Genomic DNA, 18,577 nt, shown 5'->3' on the forward strand with positions numbered 1-18,577 from the left:
GCTACTCGGGTGCAGGCTACTTGAGCTCGGCCGACGATTTCCCGAGCAGGCGGCGGGCCACGATCAGTTGCTGGATCTGCTGCGTTCCCTCGAAGATGTCGAGGATCTTCGAGTCGCGTGCCCACTTCTCGAGCAGGGGACGCTCGGAGTATCCGAAGGTCCCGGCGAGTTCGACTGCCTTCAGCGAGACGGCGGTTCCGGTGCGGCCGGCCTTTGCCTTCGACATGGAGGCTTCGAGCGAGTTCGGCTTCTTGTTGTCCGCCATCCAGGTTGCGCGCAGGGCGAGCAGGTAGCTGGCCTCCCAGTCGGCCTCGAGCTGGAGGAACTCTGCTGCAGCGGCGTGCTGGTTGTAGGCGGGAGTGTCGTAGGAGATCTCGACTCCGGCGTCGGTGAGGATGGTTCGCAGTTCCTCGAGTGCGGCGCGACCGAGGCCGATTGCCATACCCGCGACGATGGGGCGGGTGTTGTCGAACGTCTGCATGACGCCGCCAAAGCCCTTCTCGACGTTCACCTCAGGTGTGCCGAGCAGGTTGTCCTTCGGAATTCGGCAGTCCTGCAATAACAGCACCGCTGTGTCGGACGACTTGATGCCCAGCTTGTGCTCGAGGCGGGCGACACTCAGACCCGGAGCGTCGCGGGGTACGACGAAGGACTTGATTGCGGCGCGACCCTTGGTCTTGTCGACCGTCGCCCATACGACGACGTGGGTGGAACGCTCGCCGGCCGTGACGAAGATCTTCTCGCCGTTGAGGACGTACTCGTCCCCGTCGAGCACGGCGGTGGTGGTGACGGCGGCGGAGTCGGAACCGAAGCCGGGCTCGGTGATGGCCATCGAGGCCCACACCTTGCCGAACCTCTCGAGTTGCTCGTCCGTGGCGACCGCTGCGATTGCGGAGTTACCCAGGCCCTGATAGGGGATGGAGAGCGTGAGGCCCACGTCGCCCCAGCAGGTCTCGATGACGTTCATCAGCGAGGACATGTTGCCGCCGTTGACGTTTCCGATAACCTTCGGTTCGTCGCCACGTCCGAGCGCGGCACCGGCAGCGCCCTTGCCCGAATCGTTGAGTCCCTCGACCATGGCGGCCATGGTGTCGAGTTCTTTCGGGTAGGCGTGCTCCGCAAGGTCGTACTTGCGGGAGATGGGCCGGAAGATCTGTGCCGCGACCTGGTGGGCCTGGTTCGCGGAGGCTTTGAGTTTCTTGGGAAGTTCGAGGTTGATCATCACAAGTTCCTTAGTTGGGTCCGGCCACTCAGATCAGGACGATGCCCTCGGCGACGCCGATGGCGCGAAGGTCGCGGTACCAACGCTCGACGGGGTGCTCCTTGGTGTAGCCGTGGCCGCCGAGCAACTGGACGCCGTCCAGACCGATCTGCATGCCCTTCTCGGATGCGAGCTTGCGGGCGAGGGCCGATTCCCGGGCGAAGGAGAGTCCCTGTTCGGCACGCGAGGCCCCGCGCAATGTCACCAGGCGCAGCCCGTCGAGTTCGATGCCGATGTTTGCGACCATGAAGGCGACCGCTTGGCGGTTGCTGATCGGCTCTCCGAACGCGACGCGCTCGTTGACATACGGAATCACGTAATCCAGAACTGCTTGACCGGTTCCCACCGCAAGCGAAGCCCAACCGAGACGAGCGAGCCGGATGGCGTCCGCGTATTCGCCCTTCCGGATATCGGAATCACCGTCACCGAGCAGAGCGGACTCCGGCACCGCGACGTCGGTGAGCGTGAGACGGCCGAGTCCGGCTGCGCGCAGGCCCATACTCGGGTCCGCTTCGACAACGAGTCCCTTGGAATCGGACTCGACGATGAAGAAGGAAGGCTTGCCCTCCAATTCGGCCGCCACGACGAACAACTCCGACGAGGCAGCCGCGGGAACAAGGCTTTTCACGCCGTTGAGTTTGTAGCCGCTGGGGGAACGAACAGCCTTGGTTTCCAATGCGTATGGGTCGAACAGTGCGCGGGGCTCGCTGACGACAACGGCCGCGTTCGGCACGTGCTCGCCGGTGAAGGCCGGAAGATACGTCTTCTGTTGGGAATCGGTGCCCCACTGGGTGAGTGCGACCGCGACCCCGCTCGGCGCGAGGATCGGAAGCGCGAGCCCCATGTCGCCGTGTGCGAGGGCCTCGGCCACGAGTGAGTTGGTGACGGCTCCGCGCTCACTGGCGGCACCGTCGAGTTCCTCGGGGACGTTGATGACCGTGATGCCCAGTTCGGCGGCGCGGTCCACCAAGTCCGCGGGTGCCGCGGCAGCCGCGTCCGCGTCATGGCCGGCGGGCCGCAGAATCTCGGCGGCGAACTCGCGCACCGTCTCGACGATCATCTGCTGGTCGTCGGTCGGCGTGAGATCGAAGTAACCCGCATTCACCGCTGGGTTGTCGGGGAGGCGTTTCGGTGCCCCGCCACCAGCGACCATCTTGAAGCCCCGGGTCGCCGCGCCAAGGGTCTTGAACCCGGTCTTGGTTCCTTCGTAGGTCATCCGGTCGATCGTCTGACGGAGGTTGTACCTCTCGGCAAGGTCGGACCCGGTGATCTTGGTCAGCACACGCATTGCGGCACCCATCGCGTCCCGCCTGACGGGATTCAGGCCGACCGCGGACGTGTCGCGGGGCTTGCGTTTCGCGCTGTCTTTGGAGGCAACAGTGTCTTGTTTGCTCATGATCACCAGCGGTTTCTCCGTGTTAGGACGTGGACCACACCCACCTTACTCAGCAGTAAGGTGGGTGTCTACCGTTGAGTACGTTCCAGTGCGCGTGCCTGCGGGACGGACTCGAGTCCACGGCCCTGCCGCTGGGGGCTCGAGTCGAGTGGTCAGGGCTGCGCCCTCAGTTCGAGCGCAGTCGTGTCAACGCTTCATCGTGGAGCAACCCGTTGGTAGCCAGCGCGCTGCCACCGTGGGGGCCGTCGGTACCCGCGAGATTCGTGAATCGTCCACCGGCCTCACGAACCAGCACATCGAGAGGAGCGAGATCCCACAGCGACACTTCCGGCTCGGCGGCTATGTCGACGGCACCTTCGGCGAGCAGGCAGTACGAGAAGAAGTCGCCGAATCCTCGGACCCGCCAGACGTCGTCGGTGAGGGAGATGAACTGCTCCCGGATTCCGCGGTCCTTCCATCCCGACAGACTCGAGAAGCTCAGGCTGGCCGAATCCAAGTTGTCTACGGCAGACACACTGATGCGGCCGGGTTCGGACTTGTTGAACGTGCTCCAGGCCCCGGCGCCCGAGGCGGCCCACCAGCGGCGGGCAAGCGCCGGTGCGCTCACCACGCCCACCGTGGGAACGCCGTCCTCGAGCAGTGCGACGAGGGTCGCCCACACGGGCACGCCACGGACGAAATTCTTGGTGCCGTCAATCGGATCGATGACCCACTGACGCCCAGAGACCACAGTGTCGCCGCCGAACTCCTCGCCCAGGATCGCGTCGTCCGCTCGCTCGGACTCCAGAATCTCCCGGGCAGCTCTTTCCACGGCAAGATCGGCATCGGTGACCGGTGAGAGGTCGGGCTTGTCGTCGACCGACAGATCGAGCGCTCCGAATCGGGCCAGGGTGATCGCGTCCGCTTCGTCCGTAATTCGGAGGGCGAGTTGCAGGTCGGCGTGGAGGTCGGTCACGTTCGCAGAGCGTACCGTGCCACGTCGCGGTGAGCTCAGTCGATCTTGACCTCGTCCAGTCTTCCGGTGGCGACATCGAAGATGAACCCGCGGAGAGAGGTCGTAGCCTTGATGAAGGGGCTCGATTCGATGCGGCGAAGCGACTGCCGGACGTCCTCGGCGATATCAGAGAAGGCTTCCACCGACCATGCCGGCTTGATTCCGACCTCGTCCTGGATGGAACGCTTGAAGTCGTCGTCGGTGAAGGTGAGCATTCCGCAGTCCGTGTGATGTATCAGGATGATCTCGGTGGTTCCGAGCAGTCGTTGGCTGATCGCGAGTGACCGTATCTCGTCGTAGGTCACCACTCCGCCGGCGTTCCGGATGACGTGGGCCTCACCCAAGTGCATCCCCAGCATCCGATACACGTCCAGGCGCGCGTCCATGCAGGCGACGACGGCGACGTGTTTGCTCGGCGGAAGTGGCAGTGGGCCGGAGAATTCGGCCGCGTAGGCCTCGTTGTTCTTCAGATACTCATCGGTCACGCTCATTGTCGACTCCGTCCGTGGTTGGCGGCGGGGGCATCCGCGTTCAGTGCCCGGAACGTTCAGTGCCAAAACATGGACTGTTCGCCTACATGCCATCGTGGCACGACCAGCGACTGGACGGCAGGACGTTGGTCAGGAGCAGCGGTTACGGGGCAGCTGTGGGTACCCGGTAATCTTGGGCCGTGCATCCCGACGTATCCGCAGACCTGGACGATCTCGACACGACCCTTCGGACCGTCGAATCGGTGGTGGACGTGGAGGAGTTGCGCCGCCGGATCAACGAACTCGAACACCAGGCGGCCGACCCCGACCTCTGGAACGACCAGGAACATGCACAGCAGGTCACCAGTCAGCTGTCGCATTCTCAGACCGAGTTGCGTCGTGTCGAGGAGCTGCGCTCGCGACTGGACGACATGCCCGTCCTCTACGAACTCGCAGAGGACGAAGGACCCGATGCTGTCGCGGACGCCGACGCGGAGCGCCGCAGCCTTCGGGAAGACATCGCCGCGATGGAAGTCAAGACGATGCTGTCCGGTGAATACGACGAGCGCGACGCGCTCGTGAACATTCGCTCGGGCGCGGGAGGCGTGGACGCCGCAGACTGGGCCGAGATGCTGATGCGCATGTACATCCGATGGGCGGAGAAGCACGGCTACGGCGTCGAGGTCTACGACACCTCCTACGCGGAAGAGGCCGGCATCAAGAGTGCGACATTCGCGGTCAAGGCGCCCTACAGCTACGGCACATTGTCCGTCGAGATGGGCACACACCGGTTGGTACGCATCAGTCCGTTCGACAACCAGGGTCGCCGCCAGACGTCGTTTGCCGAGGTCGAGGTGCTGCCCGTGGTCGAGACGACCGACCACATCGACGTCAACGAGAACGACGTCCGCGTCGACGTGTACCGATCGTCGGGCCCCGGGGGCCAGTCGGTCAACACCACCGACTCCGCGGTCCGTCTGACGCACATCCCGACCGGCATCGTCGTGACCTGCCAGAACGAGAAGTCGCAGCTGCAGAACAAGGTGTCGGCTATGCGCGTTCTGCAGGCCAAACTACTCGAGGTCAAGCGCAAGGAGGAGCGCGCCGAAATGGACGCGCTCAAGGGCGAGGGCGGCAGCTCCTGGGGTAATCAGATGCGGTCCTATGTGCTGCACCCGTACCAGATGGTGAAGGATCTGCGCACCGAGTACGAGGTCAACAACCCTTCGTCGGTCCTCGATGGAGATATCGACGGTTTCCTCGAATCGGGCATCCGTTGGCGGATGCGCGAGAACCAGGTGTCCTAGTACCGGGGAGAAGGCTGCGGCCATGTTCGTCCCGACTGAGAATCTGCTCGAATGGTTGAAATCGACCGGGCTGGCAGTGACCCTGACGGTGCTCGGAGCCCTCTTGCTGGCCAGATTCGCCAGCTGGAGCGGCAGCAGAGTCACCGAGCGGATCGACAACAATTACAAACTGGGGGACGCCCTCGTCCGGTCGGAGGCGAGCAAGCACCGGCACTCGGTCGCGCAAGTGATCACCTGGGCGGTCATCACCATCATCTATGTGATCGCAACCGCAAGGGTGCTGAACCAGCTGGGCCTGCCTCTCGGGAGCCTGGTGGCACCGGCCACCGTGATCGGTGCGGCCCTCGGATTCGGCGCCCAGCGTGTCGTCCAGGACATGCTGGCCGGGTTCTTCATCGTCACCGAACGCCAGTACGGGTTCGGTGACACGGTTCGGCTCGCGGTCCTGGGTTCTTCCGACGACGCGGAGGGAGTCATCGAGGACGTCACGCTCCGCGTCACCCGGATGCGGAACACCGACGGTGAGGTGATCATCGTCCCCAACGGTCAGATCGTGAAGGCGATCAACCTGTCGAAGGACTGGGCGCGCGCGGTGATCGATGTTCCCGTACCGGCCAGATCGGACATTGCCAAGGTCAACGAAGTGCTTCACCAGGTCGGTGTCGACGCATTCGCGGACCGCGCACTGAAGGAACTGCTGATCGACGAGCCGACGGTGATGGGGGTCGAGACCCTGGCCGTCGACGAGATCAGCATTCGCGTAGTGGCGCGAACCCTGCCGGGCAAGCAGTTCCAGGTCGGTCGCGCTTTGCGTGTGCGGATCGCGACCGCCATGAGTCACCAGGGGATTGCCGTGGAACCGGACCTACACACCGTGCGTGCCGGCGGGGTGCAGGTATGACCGAGGACCAACCCCGCCGTGGGCTGGACCGGTTGCTGCACGGCTCGTTCGTACCCGCGAAACTGTTCGGTGGGCGGGTACGGACGTCGACACTGGCTCTGTGCACTCTCTGGGTCGCGCTGTATTCCCTGCACGCGTATCTCAACCCCACCCCACTCGAGCCCATCCAGGGACCCGTGGTGCCCGCTGTCGTACCCACCGGGCAAGCGCCCACGCCGACTTACACGCTTCCCCCGCAACCGACCGAGATGCCAACGACCACCGAGTCCGTACCGGAGACGCAGCCCCCGGAGGAGACCCCCGAGCCGACCCAGACGTTGCCGTTCGGGATTCCCAACCCCTTCGCGCCGACCTCGCCCTCAGGCCCGCCGACCTCGCCTTCCGGTCCGATGGAAACCGAGACACCGCCGGAGGGCGGTCCGTGACGCTTGCGTGACATTCCACACGGTTTGCTGTTCGGTTGACGTCTAGACTTGCTCCTCGTGATCAGCGTCGAGAATGTGTCGAAGTCGTACAAGACCTCCACGAGACCGGCCTTGGACAAGGCGAGCGTCGAGGTAGACAAGGGCGAATTCGTCTTCTTGATCGGGCCGTCGGGCTCGGGAAAATCGACCTTCATGCGACTGCTTCTGAAGGAGGAATCGCCGACGTCCGGCGACATTCACATCGCGGGATTCCACGTCAACAAGCTTTCCGCCCGGCGCGTGCCGAAGCTGCGGCAGAGCATGGGCTGCGTGTTCCAAGACTTCCGGTTGCTGCAGAAGAAGACCGTGTCCGAGAACGTGGCCTTCGCTCTCGAGGTGATCGGCAAACCGCGCAGCATGATCGGGCGAACGGTTCCCGAGGTCCTCGAGATGGTCGGATTGTCGGGTAAGGCGGACCGAATGCCCACGGAACTCTCGGGAGGGGAGCAGCAGCGTGTCGCAATCGCGCGAGCATTTGTGAACCGGCCACTCGTGCTGCTGTGCGACGAGCCCACCGGCAACCTCGATCCGGAGACGAGCCAGGAGATCATGTTGCTGCTCGAACGGATCAACCGCACCGGAACCACGGTCTTGATGGCGACACACGATCATCACATCGTCGACTCGATGCGCCGTCGCGTGGTGGAATTGGACCTCGGCAGAGTGGTGCGCGACGAGGCTCGGGGCGTGTACGGAGTGGGACGCTAGCGAGCAGCCTGCTTTCCGAAATTTCAGCACTGTCCGCCAGCCTCCGACGAAGGACTCCGATTCCCCGATGCGTGCCAGTTTCATATTCAGCGAGGTCTTCACGGGACTTCGCCGCAACGTCACCATGACCATCGCAATGATCCTCACCACCGCGATCTCCCTCGCCCTGTTCGGTAGTGGCTTGCTGGTGGTGCAGATGGCTGGAAAGACGCAGCAGATCTTCCTGGACCGCGTCGAGGTTCAGATCTTCCTCACCGACGACATCTCGACGACCGATCCCGGGTGCCAGGGTGAGATCTGTAGCTCGCTGCGAAGGGATCTGGAAGAAACACCGTCGGTGGTGTCGGTGCAGTACCTCAATCGCGATGACGCGGTGAAGGATGCCACCGAGCGGGTGTTCAAGGATCAGCCGGAACTCGCGGCGCTGGTCAGCCCCGACACTTTCCCGGCCTCGTTCAAGATCAAGCTCAGTGATCCCGAGCGGTTCGGAGTGATCAACGAGGAGTTCGGTACGCGACCGGGAGTCGAGAGCGTTCTCAATCAACGCGAATTGGTGGAGCGACTTTTCAGTGTTCTGAGTGGTGTGCGCAACGGCGCGTTCGCGATCGCGATCGTTCAGGCCGTGGCGGCGATTTTCTTGATCGCGAACATGGTTCAGATCGCTGCCTACACCCGTCGTACCGAGGTCGGCATCATGAGGCTCGTGGGTGCAACCCGGTGGTATACGCAGTTGCCGTTCCTGCTCGAGGCCGTGGTCGCCGCGTTGGTCGGTGCCGTGCTCGCGATCGCGGGGTTGTTCGCTGCGAAGAATCTGTTCATCGACGACGTGCTCTCGGACCTGTATTCAGCCAACATCCTTGCCCGGATCTCCAACAGCGATGTGCTCTTCGTTTCGCCTGTCTTGTTGCTGGCGGGCATGGGCATGGCGGCGGTCACTGCATACGTGACGCTGCGCCTGTATGTGCGCGAGTAATTTCGTTTGCCCTCTCTCCTATGCTGGAGGGTACGGACTGTTCATTCGAATAGTTCTTTCGAACTCGCGGACTGAAAGGCCCGGAACGTGAAGGAAAAGGGCCGCAAGGTCATTGCAACCAATCGCAAGGCGCGGCACAACTACACCATCCTCGACGTCTACGAGGCCGGGATCGCTCTGGTAGGCACCGAGGTGAAGAGCCTGCGCGAGGGTAAGGCATCGCTGGTCGATGCGTTCGCAACCGTCGACGACGGCGAGGTCTGGCTGCGCTCCTTGCATATTCCCGAATACACGCAGGGCACCTGGACCAACCACTCGCCGCGCCGCACGCGGAAGTTGCTGTTGCACAAGCGCGAGATCGAGCACCTCGTCGGCAAGACACGTGAGGGCAACCAGACTCTCGTGCCGCTGTCGATGTACTTCTCCGACGGCAAAGTCAAGGTGGAACTCGCTCTCGCGAAGGGCAAGCAGGACTATGACAAGCGCCAGGCTCTGGCCCGGCGCACGGCCGAGCGTGAGGTGACCCGCGAACTCGGACGCCGGGTCAAGGGCATGCGCTGATCTCCATCCTGCTCGCTCTGGTGGCAGCGATCGGCTACGGAGTGAGTGATTTCGTCGGAGGTGTCGCATCCCGCAGAGTTGCCGCTCTGCGCGTCGTCATCGTCTCGTATCCGCTGTCGTTGCTGATCGTTCTCGCCATCGCCCCTTTCGTCGGAGGGACATTCACCGCGTCCTCCCTCCTCTGGGGTGCCGCGTCGGGAATCGCGGGGGGAGTGGCGATCTGGTGGTTCTACCTTGCCTTGGCGTCGGGACCGATGTCGGTAGTCTCGCCGCTCACAGCTGTCCTCGTGGCGGGGATTCCCGTGCTCATCGGCTTGGCGCTCGGGGAACGGCCCGGGTTGATCGCGTTCGCCGGGATCATCGTGGCCCTCGCCGCCGTTGTCCTCGTGAGTCGTGAATCACCCGACGAGACTGCCGGCGAGGTCGCAGGCAGGCGGGCATTGACGTTCACCCGAACGGTTGCTCTCCTGACCGTTGGATCCGGAGTCGCGTTCGCACTTGCATTCGTAGCGTTGAGCGAGATCGGTGACGATGGTGGGTTGTGGCCTCTCGCCGTGTCGCGTGCCTCGGCAACAGCGGTTGTATGGCTCGTAGCGTTGTCGTCAGGACACTTCGCCGCGCCGCACGGCGAACCATTGAAGCTCGCCGTTTATGTGAGTTTCCTCGACGTTCTCGCCAACGCCGCGTTGCTGTATGCCTTCCAAGGCGGATTGCTGTCGCTCGTCAGTGTGATCGGCGCGCTCTATCCCGCCGCGACGGTACTGCTGGCGATGGTGATGCTCGGTGAGCGGGTGAGCAAGGTGCAGCAGGCGGGCATGCTTCTTGCCCTGGCCTCTGTTGGAATGATCGCCGTGGCCAGCTGAAACCACAACCGTCACACACGAGACGAAAATCGGGATGAACTTTGTCCGGGTTCGCGTTACACTAAGTGGCCCCGCGAAGTTCGTGGGGCGCGTACGGGGCTGAACGGTTTCGACTGCGTACGTTGAGGTAGGGGAAGCGTGTCGGTGCAGGCAAGAGACCACCGTAAGCGTCGCTGCAAATATATAAGCGCCGAGAACACTCAGCGCGACTTCGCACTTGCTGCCTAAGTAGCGACTGCGAGTCTGTCAGTCCGGGTTCGCCCTCGGCCCGGGTACTGGCATCAGCTAGAGGGCTTTACCGTTCGATTCGGTCGCGGGGCCGAACGGGACAACCAACAGCGACTGGGATCGTCATCCTGGCTTGTTTGCGAGACCGGGAGATCCAAGTAGAGGCATAGCAAACTGCACACGGAGAAGCCCTAGCTTTGCTGCGGAGGACCCGGGTTCAATTCCCGGCAGCTCCACAAAGGCCCGGTCGGAGAGTCGCAACAGACTCTAAGACCGGGCCATTTTTCGTCGGAACGCCGTATCGGTGGTGGGAGCCCCTGATCCCACTGAGGTCGTAGCGAAAACTACTGGGCTGGTGCGCGTTTGACTCTGCGATGACCGAGCTGAATTGACCGTTTCGCCGTCAAGCGAACTGACATAGATATCCACCGATTTGGCAGCAAAGAGTAGCGCGCTGTGATGTACGTCACGAAATCGGATTCGCGCGATATTGGCGGGACACGTGTGAGTGGGCAGGGCGGCGCGCAATTGCCTCGAGGGCAACCGATTTTGCTCCGAGTCCCGGCTCTCTCGGCAAGGAGAGCGACCAGTGCTGATGCCCTTCGAAAGGTGTCACGCCCAGGATCTCTCGTGTGCGCGTGCCACGATGGATCAACCGCAGCGTGCGACTGCGACGAGGACTCGAAGGGAAACGAAGGTGGTCGAGACGAAACCCGTGGCGGTGGTCGCCGTGGGAGGTGCGCTCGGGGCTGCCGCGAGATTCACATTGGCAGAGCAGTGGCCTGGAATCTGGACCGTTCTCGCCATCAATGTCATCGGTTCTCTGTTGCTCGGGTATCTGGCCGAGATGGTCGGACCTGATCGGCTATGGCGACTGTTTCTCGGAATCGGTGTGCTCGGTGGATTCACCACGTTCTCGACCTTCGCGGTCGATGCCGTCGGGGAACATCCGGTGACCGCTGCTGTCTACGTGGCAGCCACTTTGATCCCGGCTCTGCTGGCTGCGCGCCTGGGCATGCTCGCCGGACATCGACACAGGTCGGCACGAAAGGCGCCCGCGTGAGTGTCCTGCTCGTCGCACTCGGCGGCGGCCTCGGTGCTGTGATGCGGTATTTCGCAGGCCGGTACGTCCACTCGTACCGCAGCTTTCCGATGGCCACGTTTGTCGTAAATATCCTCGGTTGTCTGATTCTGGGACTGTTGTCGGGGCCTTCGATACCTGCCTACGCCTTCGCCCTGCTCGGCACCGGCTTCTGCGGCGGACTCACCACGTACTCCACCTTCGCCGTGGAATCGGTTGGGCTCGTCCGTGTCCGACGCACGCTCGTCTCGCTTGTCTACGTCGTCGCAAGCGTCGTTTTCGGCTTGGCTGCCGCCTGGCTAGGGTTCCGATTGACCTCGTAAGCGCCGGACTCACGCTGGGCCGGCAGGGGCCGAGTCCACCGCTCCCATACTGGGCGCACTCTGCTGACGGGGTGCAGGATGGGTGATAGCCGAATTCGGTTCCCGTCGATTTGCAGGAGGTCTCGTGGCGCACGACAGGGCGGGTCAGGTGGCACTGCCGGAGGACCTGATTGACACCGCGCATTTGGTGACTGCGTACTACAGTCGCGTACCCGACCCCGAGAACCCCGCGCAGCAGGTGGTGTTCGGAACGTCCGGCCATCGTGGCTCGAGCCTGGATTGCGCGTTCAACGAGGCGCACATTCTGGCCACCACCCAGGCGATCGTCGAGTACCGGGCGTCCCAGGGCATCGACGGGCCGCTCTTCCTCGCTCGCGACACCCACGCACTGTCGGAACCGGCGTGGACGTCTGCGCTCGAGGTGCTCGCCGCCAACGACGTGACGGTGCTGATCGATTCCCGGGACCGGTTCACCCCGACGCCCGCGGTCAGTCATGCGATCCTTCGCCACAACGGCGGTGCCTCCGAGGCGAAGGCCGACGGCATCGTGGTGACACCCTCACACAATCCACCCCGTGACGGCGGATTCAAGTACAACCCGCCACACGGGGGGCCTGCCGGTTCCGAGGAGACGACGATCATCGCCGACCGGGCGAACGAGTTGCTGCGAGGTGATCTCGCAGGCGTGCGCCGAATCTCCGCGGAACGGGCACTGAAGGGCGCCGGCCGGTACGATTTCCTCCGCTTCTACGTCGACGATTTACCCAGTGTCCTCGATCTCGAGGCCGTTCGGAGTGCACGGGTGAGGATCGGCGCCGACCCTATGGGCGGTGCGAGCGTCGACTACTGGGGCGCGATCGCAGACACCCACCGCCTCGATCTCGAGGTCGTCAACCCACTCGTGGATCCCACGTGGCGGTTCATGACCCTCGACACGGACGGCAAGATCCGTATGGACTGCTCGTCGCCCGCTGCCATGGCCTCGCTGATCGGAGCCCGCGATCGGTTCGACATCGCGACCGGCAATGATGCCGATGCGGACCGGCACGGGATCGTCACCCCCGATACGGGACTGATGAACCCCAATCACTACCTCGCCGTGGCCATCGACTACCTGTTCTCGCACCGCACGGGATGGGGTTCGGCGGTCAAGGTGGGCAAGACGCTCGTCAGCTCGTCGATGATCGACCGAGTGGTCGAGAGCCTGGGGCGCGAACTCCTCGAGGTGCCCGTGGGGTTCAAGTGGTTCGTCCCCGGCATGCTCGAGGGCTCACTCGGTTTCGGCGGTGAGGAAAGTGCGGGAGCGTCCTTCCTACGCCGCGACGGTGGCGTGTGGACCACCGACAAGGACGGAATCATCATGGCTCTGCTCGCGTCGGAGATGACCGCGGTGACCGGCAAGACACCATCGGTTCGCTACGCGGAACTAGCCGAACGGTTCGGCAGCCCTGCATATGCTCGCATCGATGCCCCCGCCACCCGGGAGCAGAAAGCGGTGCTCGGGAAGCTCTCTGCTGAACAGGTTTCCGCCTCAGAGCTCGCGGGGGAGCCGATCACGGCAACGTTGACGAGTGCGCCGGGCAACGGGGCCGCGCTCGGTGGCCTGAAAGTGACCACCGCGACGTCGTGGTTCGCGGCGCGGCCGTCGGGTACCGAGGACGTCTACAAGATCTACGCCGAATCTTTCCAGGGCCCCGGGCATCTCGCGCAGGTGCAGGAAGCGGCCAAGGAATTGGTGGCCGACGTCCTCGAGTGACGCCCCCGACATCCGCGTAGGGCCGAGTGCCACCGCGCGGGGCATCTAATATCAGGTTCAATTATGAACAAACGTGCAGCCGGGCTGCCTGCCGAGCAGGACCCGCGGATCCCCCCGGAAATCTGGGTGCTGGTTTCCGCCAGTTTCGTCATCGCGCTCGGGTTCGGGATCGTTGCGCCCGCGCTTCCCCAATTCGCCCTCAGCTTCAACGTCAGCGTCGCAGCGGCCACTGTCGTGATCTCGTCCTTCGCGTTCATGCGTCTGGCGTTCGCCCCCGTCAGCGGCAGGCTGGTGCAAAAGCTGGGGGAGCAGCCGGTGTATATCACCGGCCTTCTGATTGTCGCTGCCTCGACGGCGGCGTGCGCTGTGGCGGGGGACTACTGGCAGTTGCTGGTCTTCCGGGCCATAGGCGGCATCGGCTCGACGATGTTCACGGTGTCCGCGATGGGGCTCGTCATTCGAATCGCACCGCCGAACAAGCGTGGCCGGGTGGCTGGGATGTATGCGACGAGCTTCCTGATGGGCTCGATCAGCGGGCCGCTCATCGGCGCGTTGCTCGTGGAGTTCGGTCTCCGCGTTCCGTTCATCATCTACGCCATCGCTCTCGTCATTGCGGCCGCGGTGGTCTTCGTCAGCCTCCGTGGATCCCACCTGGCGGCTCGCCAGGCCAGCAGTGGCCCCGCCATGTCCTTGAGAGAAGCGCTCCGGAGCTCGACCTACCGCGCGGCCTTGGGATCGAATTTCGCATTCGGTGGTGTGATCTTCGGGGTGCGCGTCGCGATGGTCCCACTCTTCGTGGTGGAGGCGATGCAGCGTGAGGCCGGTCTGGCCGGTGTCGCGCTCACCGTGTTCGCAGTGGGCAACGCCCTGGTGCTCATCGTGTCGGGGAGGTTGTCGGACACATACGGGCGTAAACGGTTTGTCGTGCTCGGACTGCTGGTCTGTGGTGTCAGCACAATGTCCTTGGGCCTCAGCGAGAATCTGCTGGTATTCCTGGTGTTGTCGGGCATTGCAGGCGTCGGGTCCGGTGTGATGAGTCCTGCCCAGCAGGCGGCGGTCGCCGATGTGGTGGGCTCGAAGTCACGGGGTGGTCCAGTGCTCGCGGCTTTCCAGATGGTGTCCGACGTCGGCGGCGTCGTCGGACCGGTCGGAGCGGGTCTGCTCGCCGAGCACCTGTCCTACGCAGCCGCATTCGCCGTCACCGGCGGGGTCATGCTCCTCGCGGCTGTGGGCTGGCTGTTGGTGCCGAACAGGCCGGCGCCGAAAGTGACTGCCGAGTAGCTTTGGGTTGGATCTTCTGTACTCTCGTTCGCGTGTGGATCCCCATTGCCTCCCTCGTCGCGCGGCTGGCTCTGGCCGCCGTCTGGCTCGTGTCCGGTGCGCTCAAGGTTGCCGACCCAACCCAGACCGCCGTCGCGGTCCGCGCCTACCAACTGCTGCCCGAGGAACTCGTCCGCCCGGTGGCAAACACGCTGCCGTTCTTCGAGATCGGGCTGGGGCTGCTCCTGGTGATCGGGCTTGCGGTTCGTGCCACGGCGTCGGTGTCTGCGGTGCTCCTACTGGTCCTCATCGGTGTAATCATCTCGGTTTGGGCGCGCGGACTGTCCATCGACTGTGGATGCTTCGGCGGCGGTGGCGCGGCCGACGTGGACGGCTGGGACTATGCTATGGAGATCCTGCGTGACGTCGGTTTCCTTGCGCTGGCCATATGGCTGACAGTGTTCCCACGTTCCCCCTTCGCGTTGGGGCTCGGGTCTCGGGCCAATCTCGCCGTGAGGCCTCAGCGGGTTCTGGCAGAGTAGGTAAACAGCAAATCGACCCGACGGTAACCATCCGACATCGAAGGACTGCATCTACGTGAGCTCGAAGAACAAATACAATCCGCAGCCGGAGTCCAGTCGCTCCACCTACATCCTCGGTGGGCTCGCGGTGGCGATCATCGCCGTGCTCGTCATCGGTGGTGTGTTCTGGCAGAGCAGTCGCAGCGAACCACGCAACGAAGGTTACGGCGGTGTTCAGAACTCCGAGGTTCAGGTGACGAAGCAGGACAACGGAGTCGTGCTGCTCGGACGCCCCGACGCGGCAACCACCATCGACCTGTTCGAGGATCCGATGTGCCCGTACTGTGGCGAATTGGAGCACCAGAACGGCCAGGAACTGGCACAGGCCATCGACGAAGGCAAAGTCGCGGTCCGCTACCACATCCTGAACTTCCTCAACCAACTCTCGGCGAGCGGCGACTACTCCACCCGGGCCGTCGCCGCGTCGCAGTGCGTCGCGGACACGGGAGACGCAATCGCCTACTCGGCGTTCCATGCCGAGCTTTTCTCTCCGGCGAATCAGCCTCAGGAAAACGGAACCTCCGACCATTCGAATGAGGACCTCGCGCAGATGGCTCGCGAAGCCGGCGCGTCCGACGCTGCCGTGCAGTGCATCAGCTCGGGTGCGAATGTCGAGCAGGCCGCGATCGACGCGGAGGCGGGTCGTCAGGCGCTCGCCGCGAGCGGCGCACAGGGCACGCCCGCAGTGGTCCAGGACGGCAACCTGATCGACGCCCTCGGGAACCCCAACTGGGTTGCAGAGCTGTAGGAGGTTTTGCTGGCCCGTGCGTGGGGTGAGCGGTTACTGCGCTCATCACCCACGCACGGGCTTGATGTCTCTGACCAGGCGATTTGTTGGCCTGGTCGGCGATGGTGTAACTTTCTTCGAGCACGCAGGAAGTGCTCTTGCGAGCCCGAAAGAACTGAATACGGGGCTATGGCGCAGCTGGTAGCGCACCACACTGGCAGTGTGGGGGTCAGGGGTTCGAGTCCCCTTAGCTCCACTCAGGTAACGGCAGGTCATCGACTTGCCGTTATTTTTTGCGCGATTTCGAGCGCCGACACTGCGGCGTTCAACTGATCGTCTGTCTCCGAATGACACCCGCGCCGACTCCAGGCTGATGTCGGCAGCATCGAGCTGGAGATCCGGCCCCGGGGCGGGAGAACGCCCCTACCCTCCGCGGATTCCAGGGGTCGACGCAACACGGTGAATGACCGACGCACTGTATCGCCCTGTCGTGACCGATCGTGGTCGCGGCAGGGCGTCGTGTGGCTCGAGGGGCAGAATCGTCGACATGAAGGTGGAGATTCTGTATTTCGACGGGTGCCCGAACTGGCGGGAGACAGCCGACCGTGTCCGGGCAGCGGCGACTGCGATCGGGCATCCGGACATCGAGATCGTGTATCAGCGGATCTCGTCGGATGCGGAGGCGGCAGCATCACCATTCGCAGGCTCACCCACGATCCTCGTCGACGGTGTCGACGCGTTCGACGATGCGGAGCCGGTGACCGAACTCGCGTGCCGCATCTACCCGACCGAGGCCGGTTTGGCCGGGCTACCGAGCACCGAACAGCTGGCCGATGCGCTGCGGGCGAGAGGCTAGGCGCCGCTGTCGAGAGGCTCGGCGAGGCGCTCGGCCGGGGTATCCCAGTCGAGGGTCTTGCGGGGCCGGGTGTTGAGCTCGTGGGCGACGCGTTCGAGCTCGTCGGGGCCGTGGATCGATAGGTCCGTGCCTTTCGGGAAGTACTGGCCCAGTATCCCGTTGGTGTTCTCGGTACCGAGACGACAGCAAGGGCTGGTAGGACCACGACTCAGATCGCGCCCCGGCCCTACCAGCCTGCTCGGTGTCCCCAACCAACATCGCCAGCACGCCATCGCTTCACGGTGCGGTAGTTCACACCGATGATCCTGACGGACCCGCGGAGTGAATAGCCCTCGTTGAGCAACTCACGCAGCATGGCCCGTTCTGCGACCAACTTTCTCGCCCCTCGAGGCTTCTCTCGATTGGCGCGAATCTCGAACAACGCAACTCCTGATCAGGTCAGGTGTTGCGACGATCCGTGGAACTCGAGCTCTCGGGAGGGGGAGTTTCGCGGTCTCTACGATCCCCAGTTCCCGAGCGATCCCAAGGGCCCGGTTGACGGTGCGTTGGTGATGTCGAGAACGACGGGCAGCACAGCATCGTCGCCGATGCCGTTGGTTGCGGTGACGGTGAACCTGAATTGCCCTGCGGTGGTGGGGGTGCCGGACAGAACGCCGTCGTCGCTGAGAGTCAGCCCGTCGGGCAGGGCGCCTACGGTGACGGAAGTGGCGGCGACCGGCTGTCCGGTCACCGTGAACGTGTACTCGTAGGACTGGCCGACGGCACCGGCCGGCAATGTCACGGTCAGTGTCGGTGCCCATTCGATCGCGATGACCGACACCGTCTTGTCGCCGTTGTTGGTGACGTACGCGCGGGTGCCATCCGAGGTGATCGCCACCCCGTATGTGTACGGGCCGACGGGAATCTGGTCGCCGATGCGGGTGTCTGTGGCAGTGTCGATTATTGAAACCGAGCCGCCGCCGTTGTTGGCGATATAGGCGCGGGTGCCGTCCGGAGTGATCGCCACCCCGTATGGGTACGGGTCGACGGGGATGGGATCGCCGATGACGGTGTCTGTGCCGGTGTCGATGACCGACACCGAATGATCGTCCCGGTTGCCGACGTAGGCGCGGGTGCCGTCCGGCGTGATCGCCAGCGCGCCCGGATCATTGCCCACCGCGATGGGGTTGCCGATGACGGTGCCGCTGCCGGTGTCGATGACCGACACCGTGTCGTCACCGTTGTTGGTGACGTAGGCGCGGTCGCCGTTCGGGGTGATCGCTACCCCGACTGGCCTATCTCCGACGGGGATGGGATCGCCGATGACGGTGTCGGTGCTGGTGTCGATGACCGCCACCGCGTCGTCGCCGTTGTTGGTGACGTAGGCGCGGGTGCCGTCGGGGGTGATCGCCACCGCGCCCGGGTTGTTGCCGACCGCGATGGGGTCTCCGATGACGGTGGCGGTGGCGGCGTCGATCACCGACACTGTGCCGGATGCACCGTTGGTGACGTAGGCGCGGGTGCCGTCGGGGGTGATCGCCACCGCGCCCGGGTTGTTGCCGACCGCGATGGGGTCTCCGATGATGGTGTTGGAGCCGGTGTCGATCACCGACACCGTGTCGTCCCCCGCGTTGATGACGTAGGCGCGGGCGCCGTCGGAGGTGATTGCTATACCGGTGGGGTAGGTGCCGACGTCGATCGTGGTGGTGACGGTATCGGCCTGCGCGGCCGGGGCAGTCGTGAGCATCAGCCCCGTCGCCAGAGCGGCGACGAGCCCCGCCTTGTGCTGCTGTCGGCTGCGGGCCCCCGAAAGCGGGCTACCCCCGCGGCAGCGCGGGTCGATGATGGTGTGCGACATCGTGACTAGGCTCCTTCGACCAGTGAGGAG

Annotated in this window: 19 protein-coding genes, 1 tRNA gene, 1 other RNA gene and 1 pseudogene; 16 read left to right on the forward strand and 6 right to left on the reverse strand. The window is 64.0% G+C overall.

The features are described from left to right. Positions 1–16: 16 nt before the first annotated feature. The 4 genes from BFN03_RS04860 to BFN03_RS04875 form a co-directional block, all read right to left on the reverse strand. Positions 17–1,222 carry an acyl-CoA dehydrogenase family protein gene (locus tag BFN03_RS04860; RefSeq protein WP_070380623.1) on the reverse strand — a complete coding sequence of 402 codons (1,206 nt, stop codon included), beginning with the start codon at positions 1,220–1,222 and terminating at the stop codon, positions 17–19. Positions 1,223–1,250: 28 nt separating this feature from the next. Further along, positions 1,251–2,663: an acyl-CoA dehydrogenase family protein gene (locus tag BFN03_RS04865; protein WP_070378065.1), complete on the reverse strand. Its 1,413-nt coding sequence runs from the start codon at positions 2,661–2,663 to the stop codon at positions 1,251–1,253. 160 nt (positions 2,664–2,823) lie between these two features. Further along, the gene (hisN, locus tag BFN03_RS04870; protein WP_070378066.1) at positions 2,824–3,612 is read right to left on the reverse strand and encodes a histidinol-phosphatase; all 789 of its coding nucleotides are present in this window, start codon (positions 3,610–3,612) and stop codon (positions 2,824–2,826) included. Between the two features lie 35 nt (positions 3,613–3,647). Beyond that, the gene (locus BFN03_RS04875; protein ID WP_070378067.1) at positions 3,648–4,142 is read right to left on the reverse strand and encodes a beta-class carbonic anhydrase; all 495 of its coding nucleotides are present in this window, start codon (positions 4,140–4,142) and stop codon (positions 3,648–3,650) included. Between the two features lie 179 nt (positions 4,143–4,321). On the opposite strand from BFN03_RS04875, the gene prfB reads away from it, so the two are divergent. From prfB to BFN03_RS04955, 16 genes are all read left to right on the forward strand, one after another. Beyond that, the gene (gene prfB, locus BFN03_RS04880; protein WP_070378068.1) at positions 4,322–5,428 is read left to right on the forward strand and encodes a peptide chain release factor 2; all 1,107 of its coding nucleotides are present in this window, start codon (positions 4,322–4,324) and stop codon (positions 5,426–5,428) included. Between the two features lie 22 nt (positions 5,429–5,450). Continuing rightward, complete coding sequence (locus BFN03_RS04885; protein WP_070378069.1) at positions 5,451–6,329, forward strand: mechanosensitive ion channel family protein; 879 nt, start codon at positions 5,451–5,453, stop codon at positions 6,327–6,329. After that, the gene (locus BFN03_RS04890) at positions 6,326–6,754 is read left to right on the forward strand and encodes a hypothetical protein (protein WP_070378070.1); all 429 of its coding nucleotides are present in this window, start codon (positions 6,326–6,328) and stop codon (positions 6,752–6,754) included. The genes BFN03_RS04885 and BFN03_RS04890 overlap by 4 nt, the downstream gene beginning before the upstream one ends. Positions 6,755–6,811: 57 nt before the next feature. After that, on the forward strand, positions 6,812–7,501 hold the full coding sequence (gene ftsE / locus BFN03_RS04895; RefSeq protein ID WP_070378071.1) for a cell division ATP-binding protein FtsE: 690 nt from the start codon (positions 6,812–6,814) through the stop codon (positions 7,499–7,501). A 67-nt stretch (positions 7,502–7,568) separates the two neighbouring features. Then, on the forward strand, positions 7,569–8,474 hold the full coding sequence (gene ftsX, locus BFN03_RS04900; protein WP_070378072.1) for a permease-like cell division protein FtsX: 906 nt from the start codon (positions 7,569–7,571) through the stop codon (positions 8,472–8,474). A gap of 87 nt (positions 8,475–8,561) precedes the next feature. After that, a complete protein-coding gene (gene smpB, locus BFN03_RS04905; RefSeq protein WP_070378073.1) occupies positions 8,562–9,035 on the forward strand; it encodes an SsrA-binding protein SmpB in 474 nt (157 codons plus the stop codon). Between the two features lie 8 nt (positions 9,036–9,043). Beyond that, positions 9,044–9,898: a DMT family transporter gene (locus tag BFN03_RS04910; RefSeq protein ID WP_084385495.1), complete on the forward strand. Its 855-nt coding sequence runs from the start codon at positions 9,044–9,046 to the stop codon at positions 9,896–9,898. Between the two features lie 95 nt (positions 9,899–9,993). Then, positions 9,994–10,365, forward strand: a transfer-messenger RNA (tmRNA) gene (ssrA, locus tag BFN03_RS04915). A gap of 407 nt (positions 10,366–10,772) precedes the next feature. Further along, complete coding sequence (locus BFN03_RS04920) at positions 10,773–11,189, forward strand: fluoride efflux transporter FluC (RefSeq protein WP_070380624.1); 417 nt, start codon at positions 10,773–10,775, stop codon at positions 11,187–11,189. Further along, positions 11,186–11,530 carry a fluoride efflux transporter CrcB gene (crcB, locus tag BFN03_RS04925; protein WP_070378075.1) on the forward strand — a complete coding sequence of 115 codons (345 nt, stop codon included), beginning with the start codon at positions 11,186–11,188 and terminating at the stop codon, positions 11,528–11,530. Before BFN03_RS04920 ends, crcB begins: the two co-directional genes overlap by 4 nt. A gap of 124 nt (positions 11,531–11,654) precedes the next feature. Next, positions 11,655–13,286 carry a phosphoglucomutase (alpha-D-glucose-1,6-bisphosphate-dependent) gene (gene pgm / locus BFN03_RS04930; protein ID WP_070378076.1) on the forward strand — a complete coding sequence of 544 codons (1,632 nt, stop codon included), beginning with the start codon at positions 11,655–11,657 and terminating at the stop codon, positions 13,284–13,286. A 63-nt stretch (positions 13,287–13,349) separates the two neighbouring features. Next, positions 13,350–14,567, forward strand: a complete 1,218-nt coding sequence (locus BFN03_RS04935) for an MFS transporter (RefSeq protein WP_070378077.1) — start codon at positions 13,350–13,352, stop codon at positions 14,565–14,567. A gap of 32 nt (positions 14,568–14,599) precedes the next feature. Beyond that, complete coding sequence (locus tag BFN03_RS04940) at positions 14,600–15,088, forward strand: MauE/DoxX family redox-associated membrane protein (RefSeq protein ID WP_070380625.1); 489 nt, start codon at positions 14,600–14,602, stop codon at positions 15,086–15,088. A gap of 55 nt (positions 15,089–15,143) precedes the next feature. Then, complete coding sequence (locus BFN03_RS04945) at positions 15,144–15,875, forward strand: DsbA family protein (protein ID WP_070378078.1); 732 nt, start codon at positions 15,144–15,146, stop codon at positions 15,873–15,875. 162 nt (positions 15,876–16,037) lie between these two features. Further along, a tRNA-Ala gene (locus BFN03_RS04950) sits at positions 16,038–16,110 on the forward strand. Positions 16,111–16,401: 291 nt separating this feature from the next. Further along, positions 16,402–16,710, forward strand: a complete 309-nt coding sequence (locus BFN03_RS04955) for an alkylmercury lyase (protein WP_070380626.1) — start codon at positions 16,402–16,404, stop codon at positions 16,708–16,710. Here the strand turns inward: BFN03_RS04955 and BFN03_RS04960 are convergent. Together BFN03_RS04960 and BFN03_RS04965 are read right to left on the reverse strand one after the other, a co-directional pair. Beyond that, a pseudogene (locus tag BFN03_RS04960) lies at positions 16,707–16,910 on the reverse strand (transposase); the annotation flags it as partial. The gene BFN03_RS04955 and the pseudogene BFN03_RS04960 sit on opposite strands and share 4 nt — an antisense overlap. A 296-nt stretch (positions 16,911–17,206) precedes the next feature. Next, the gene (locus BFN03_RS04965; protein ID WP_084385496.1) at positions 17,207–18,547 is read right to left on the reverse strand and encodes a YncE family protein; all 1,341 of its coding nucleotides are present in this window, start codon (positions 18,545–18,547) and stop codon (positions 17,207–17,209) included. Positions 18,548–18,577 lie beyond the last annotated feature (30 nt).

The organism is Rhodococcus sp. WMMA185, from assembly GCF_001767395.1.
GTDB lineage: Bacteria > Actinomycetota > Actinomycetes > Mycobacteriales > Mycobacteriaceae > Rhodococcus_F.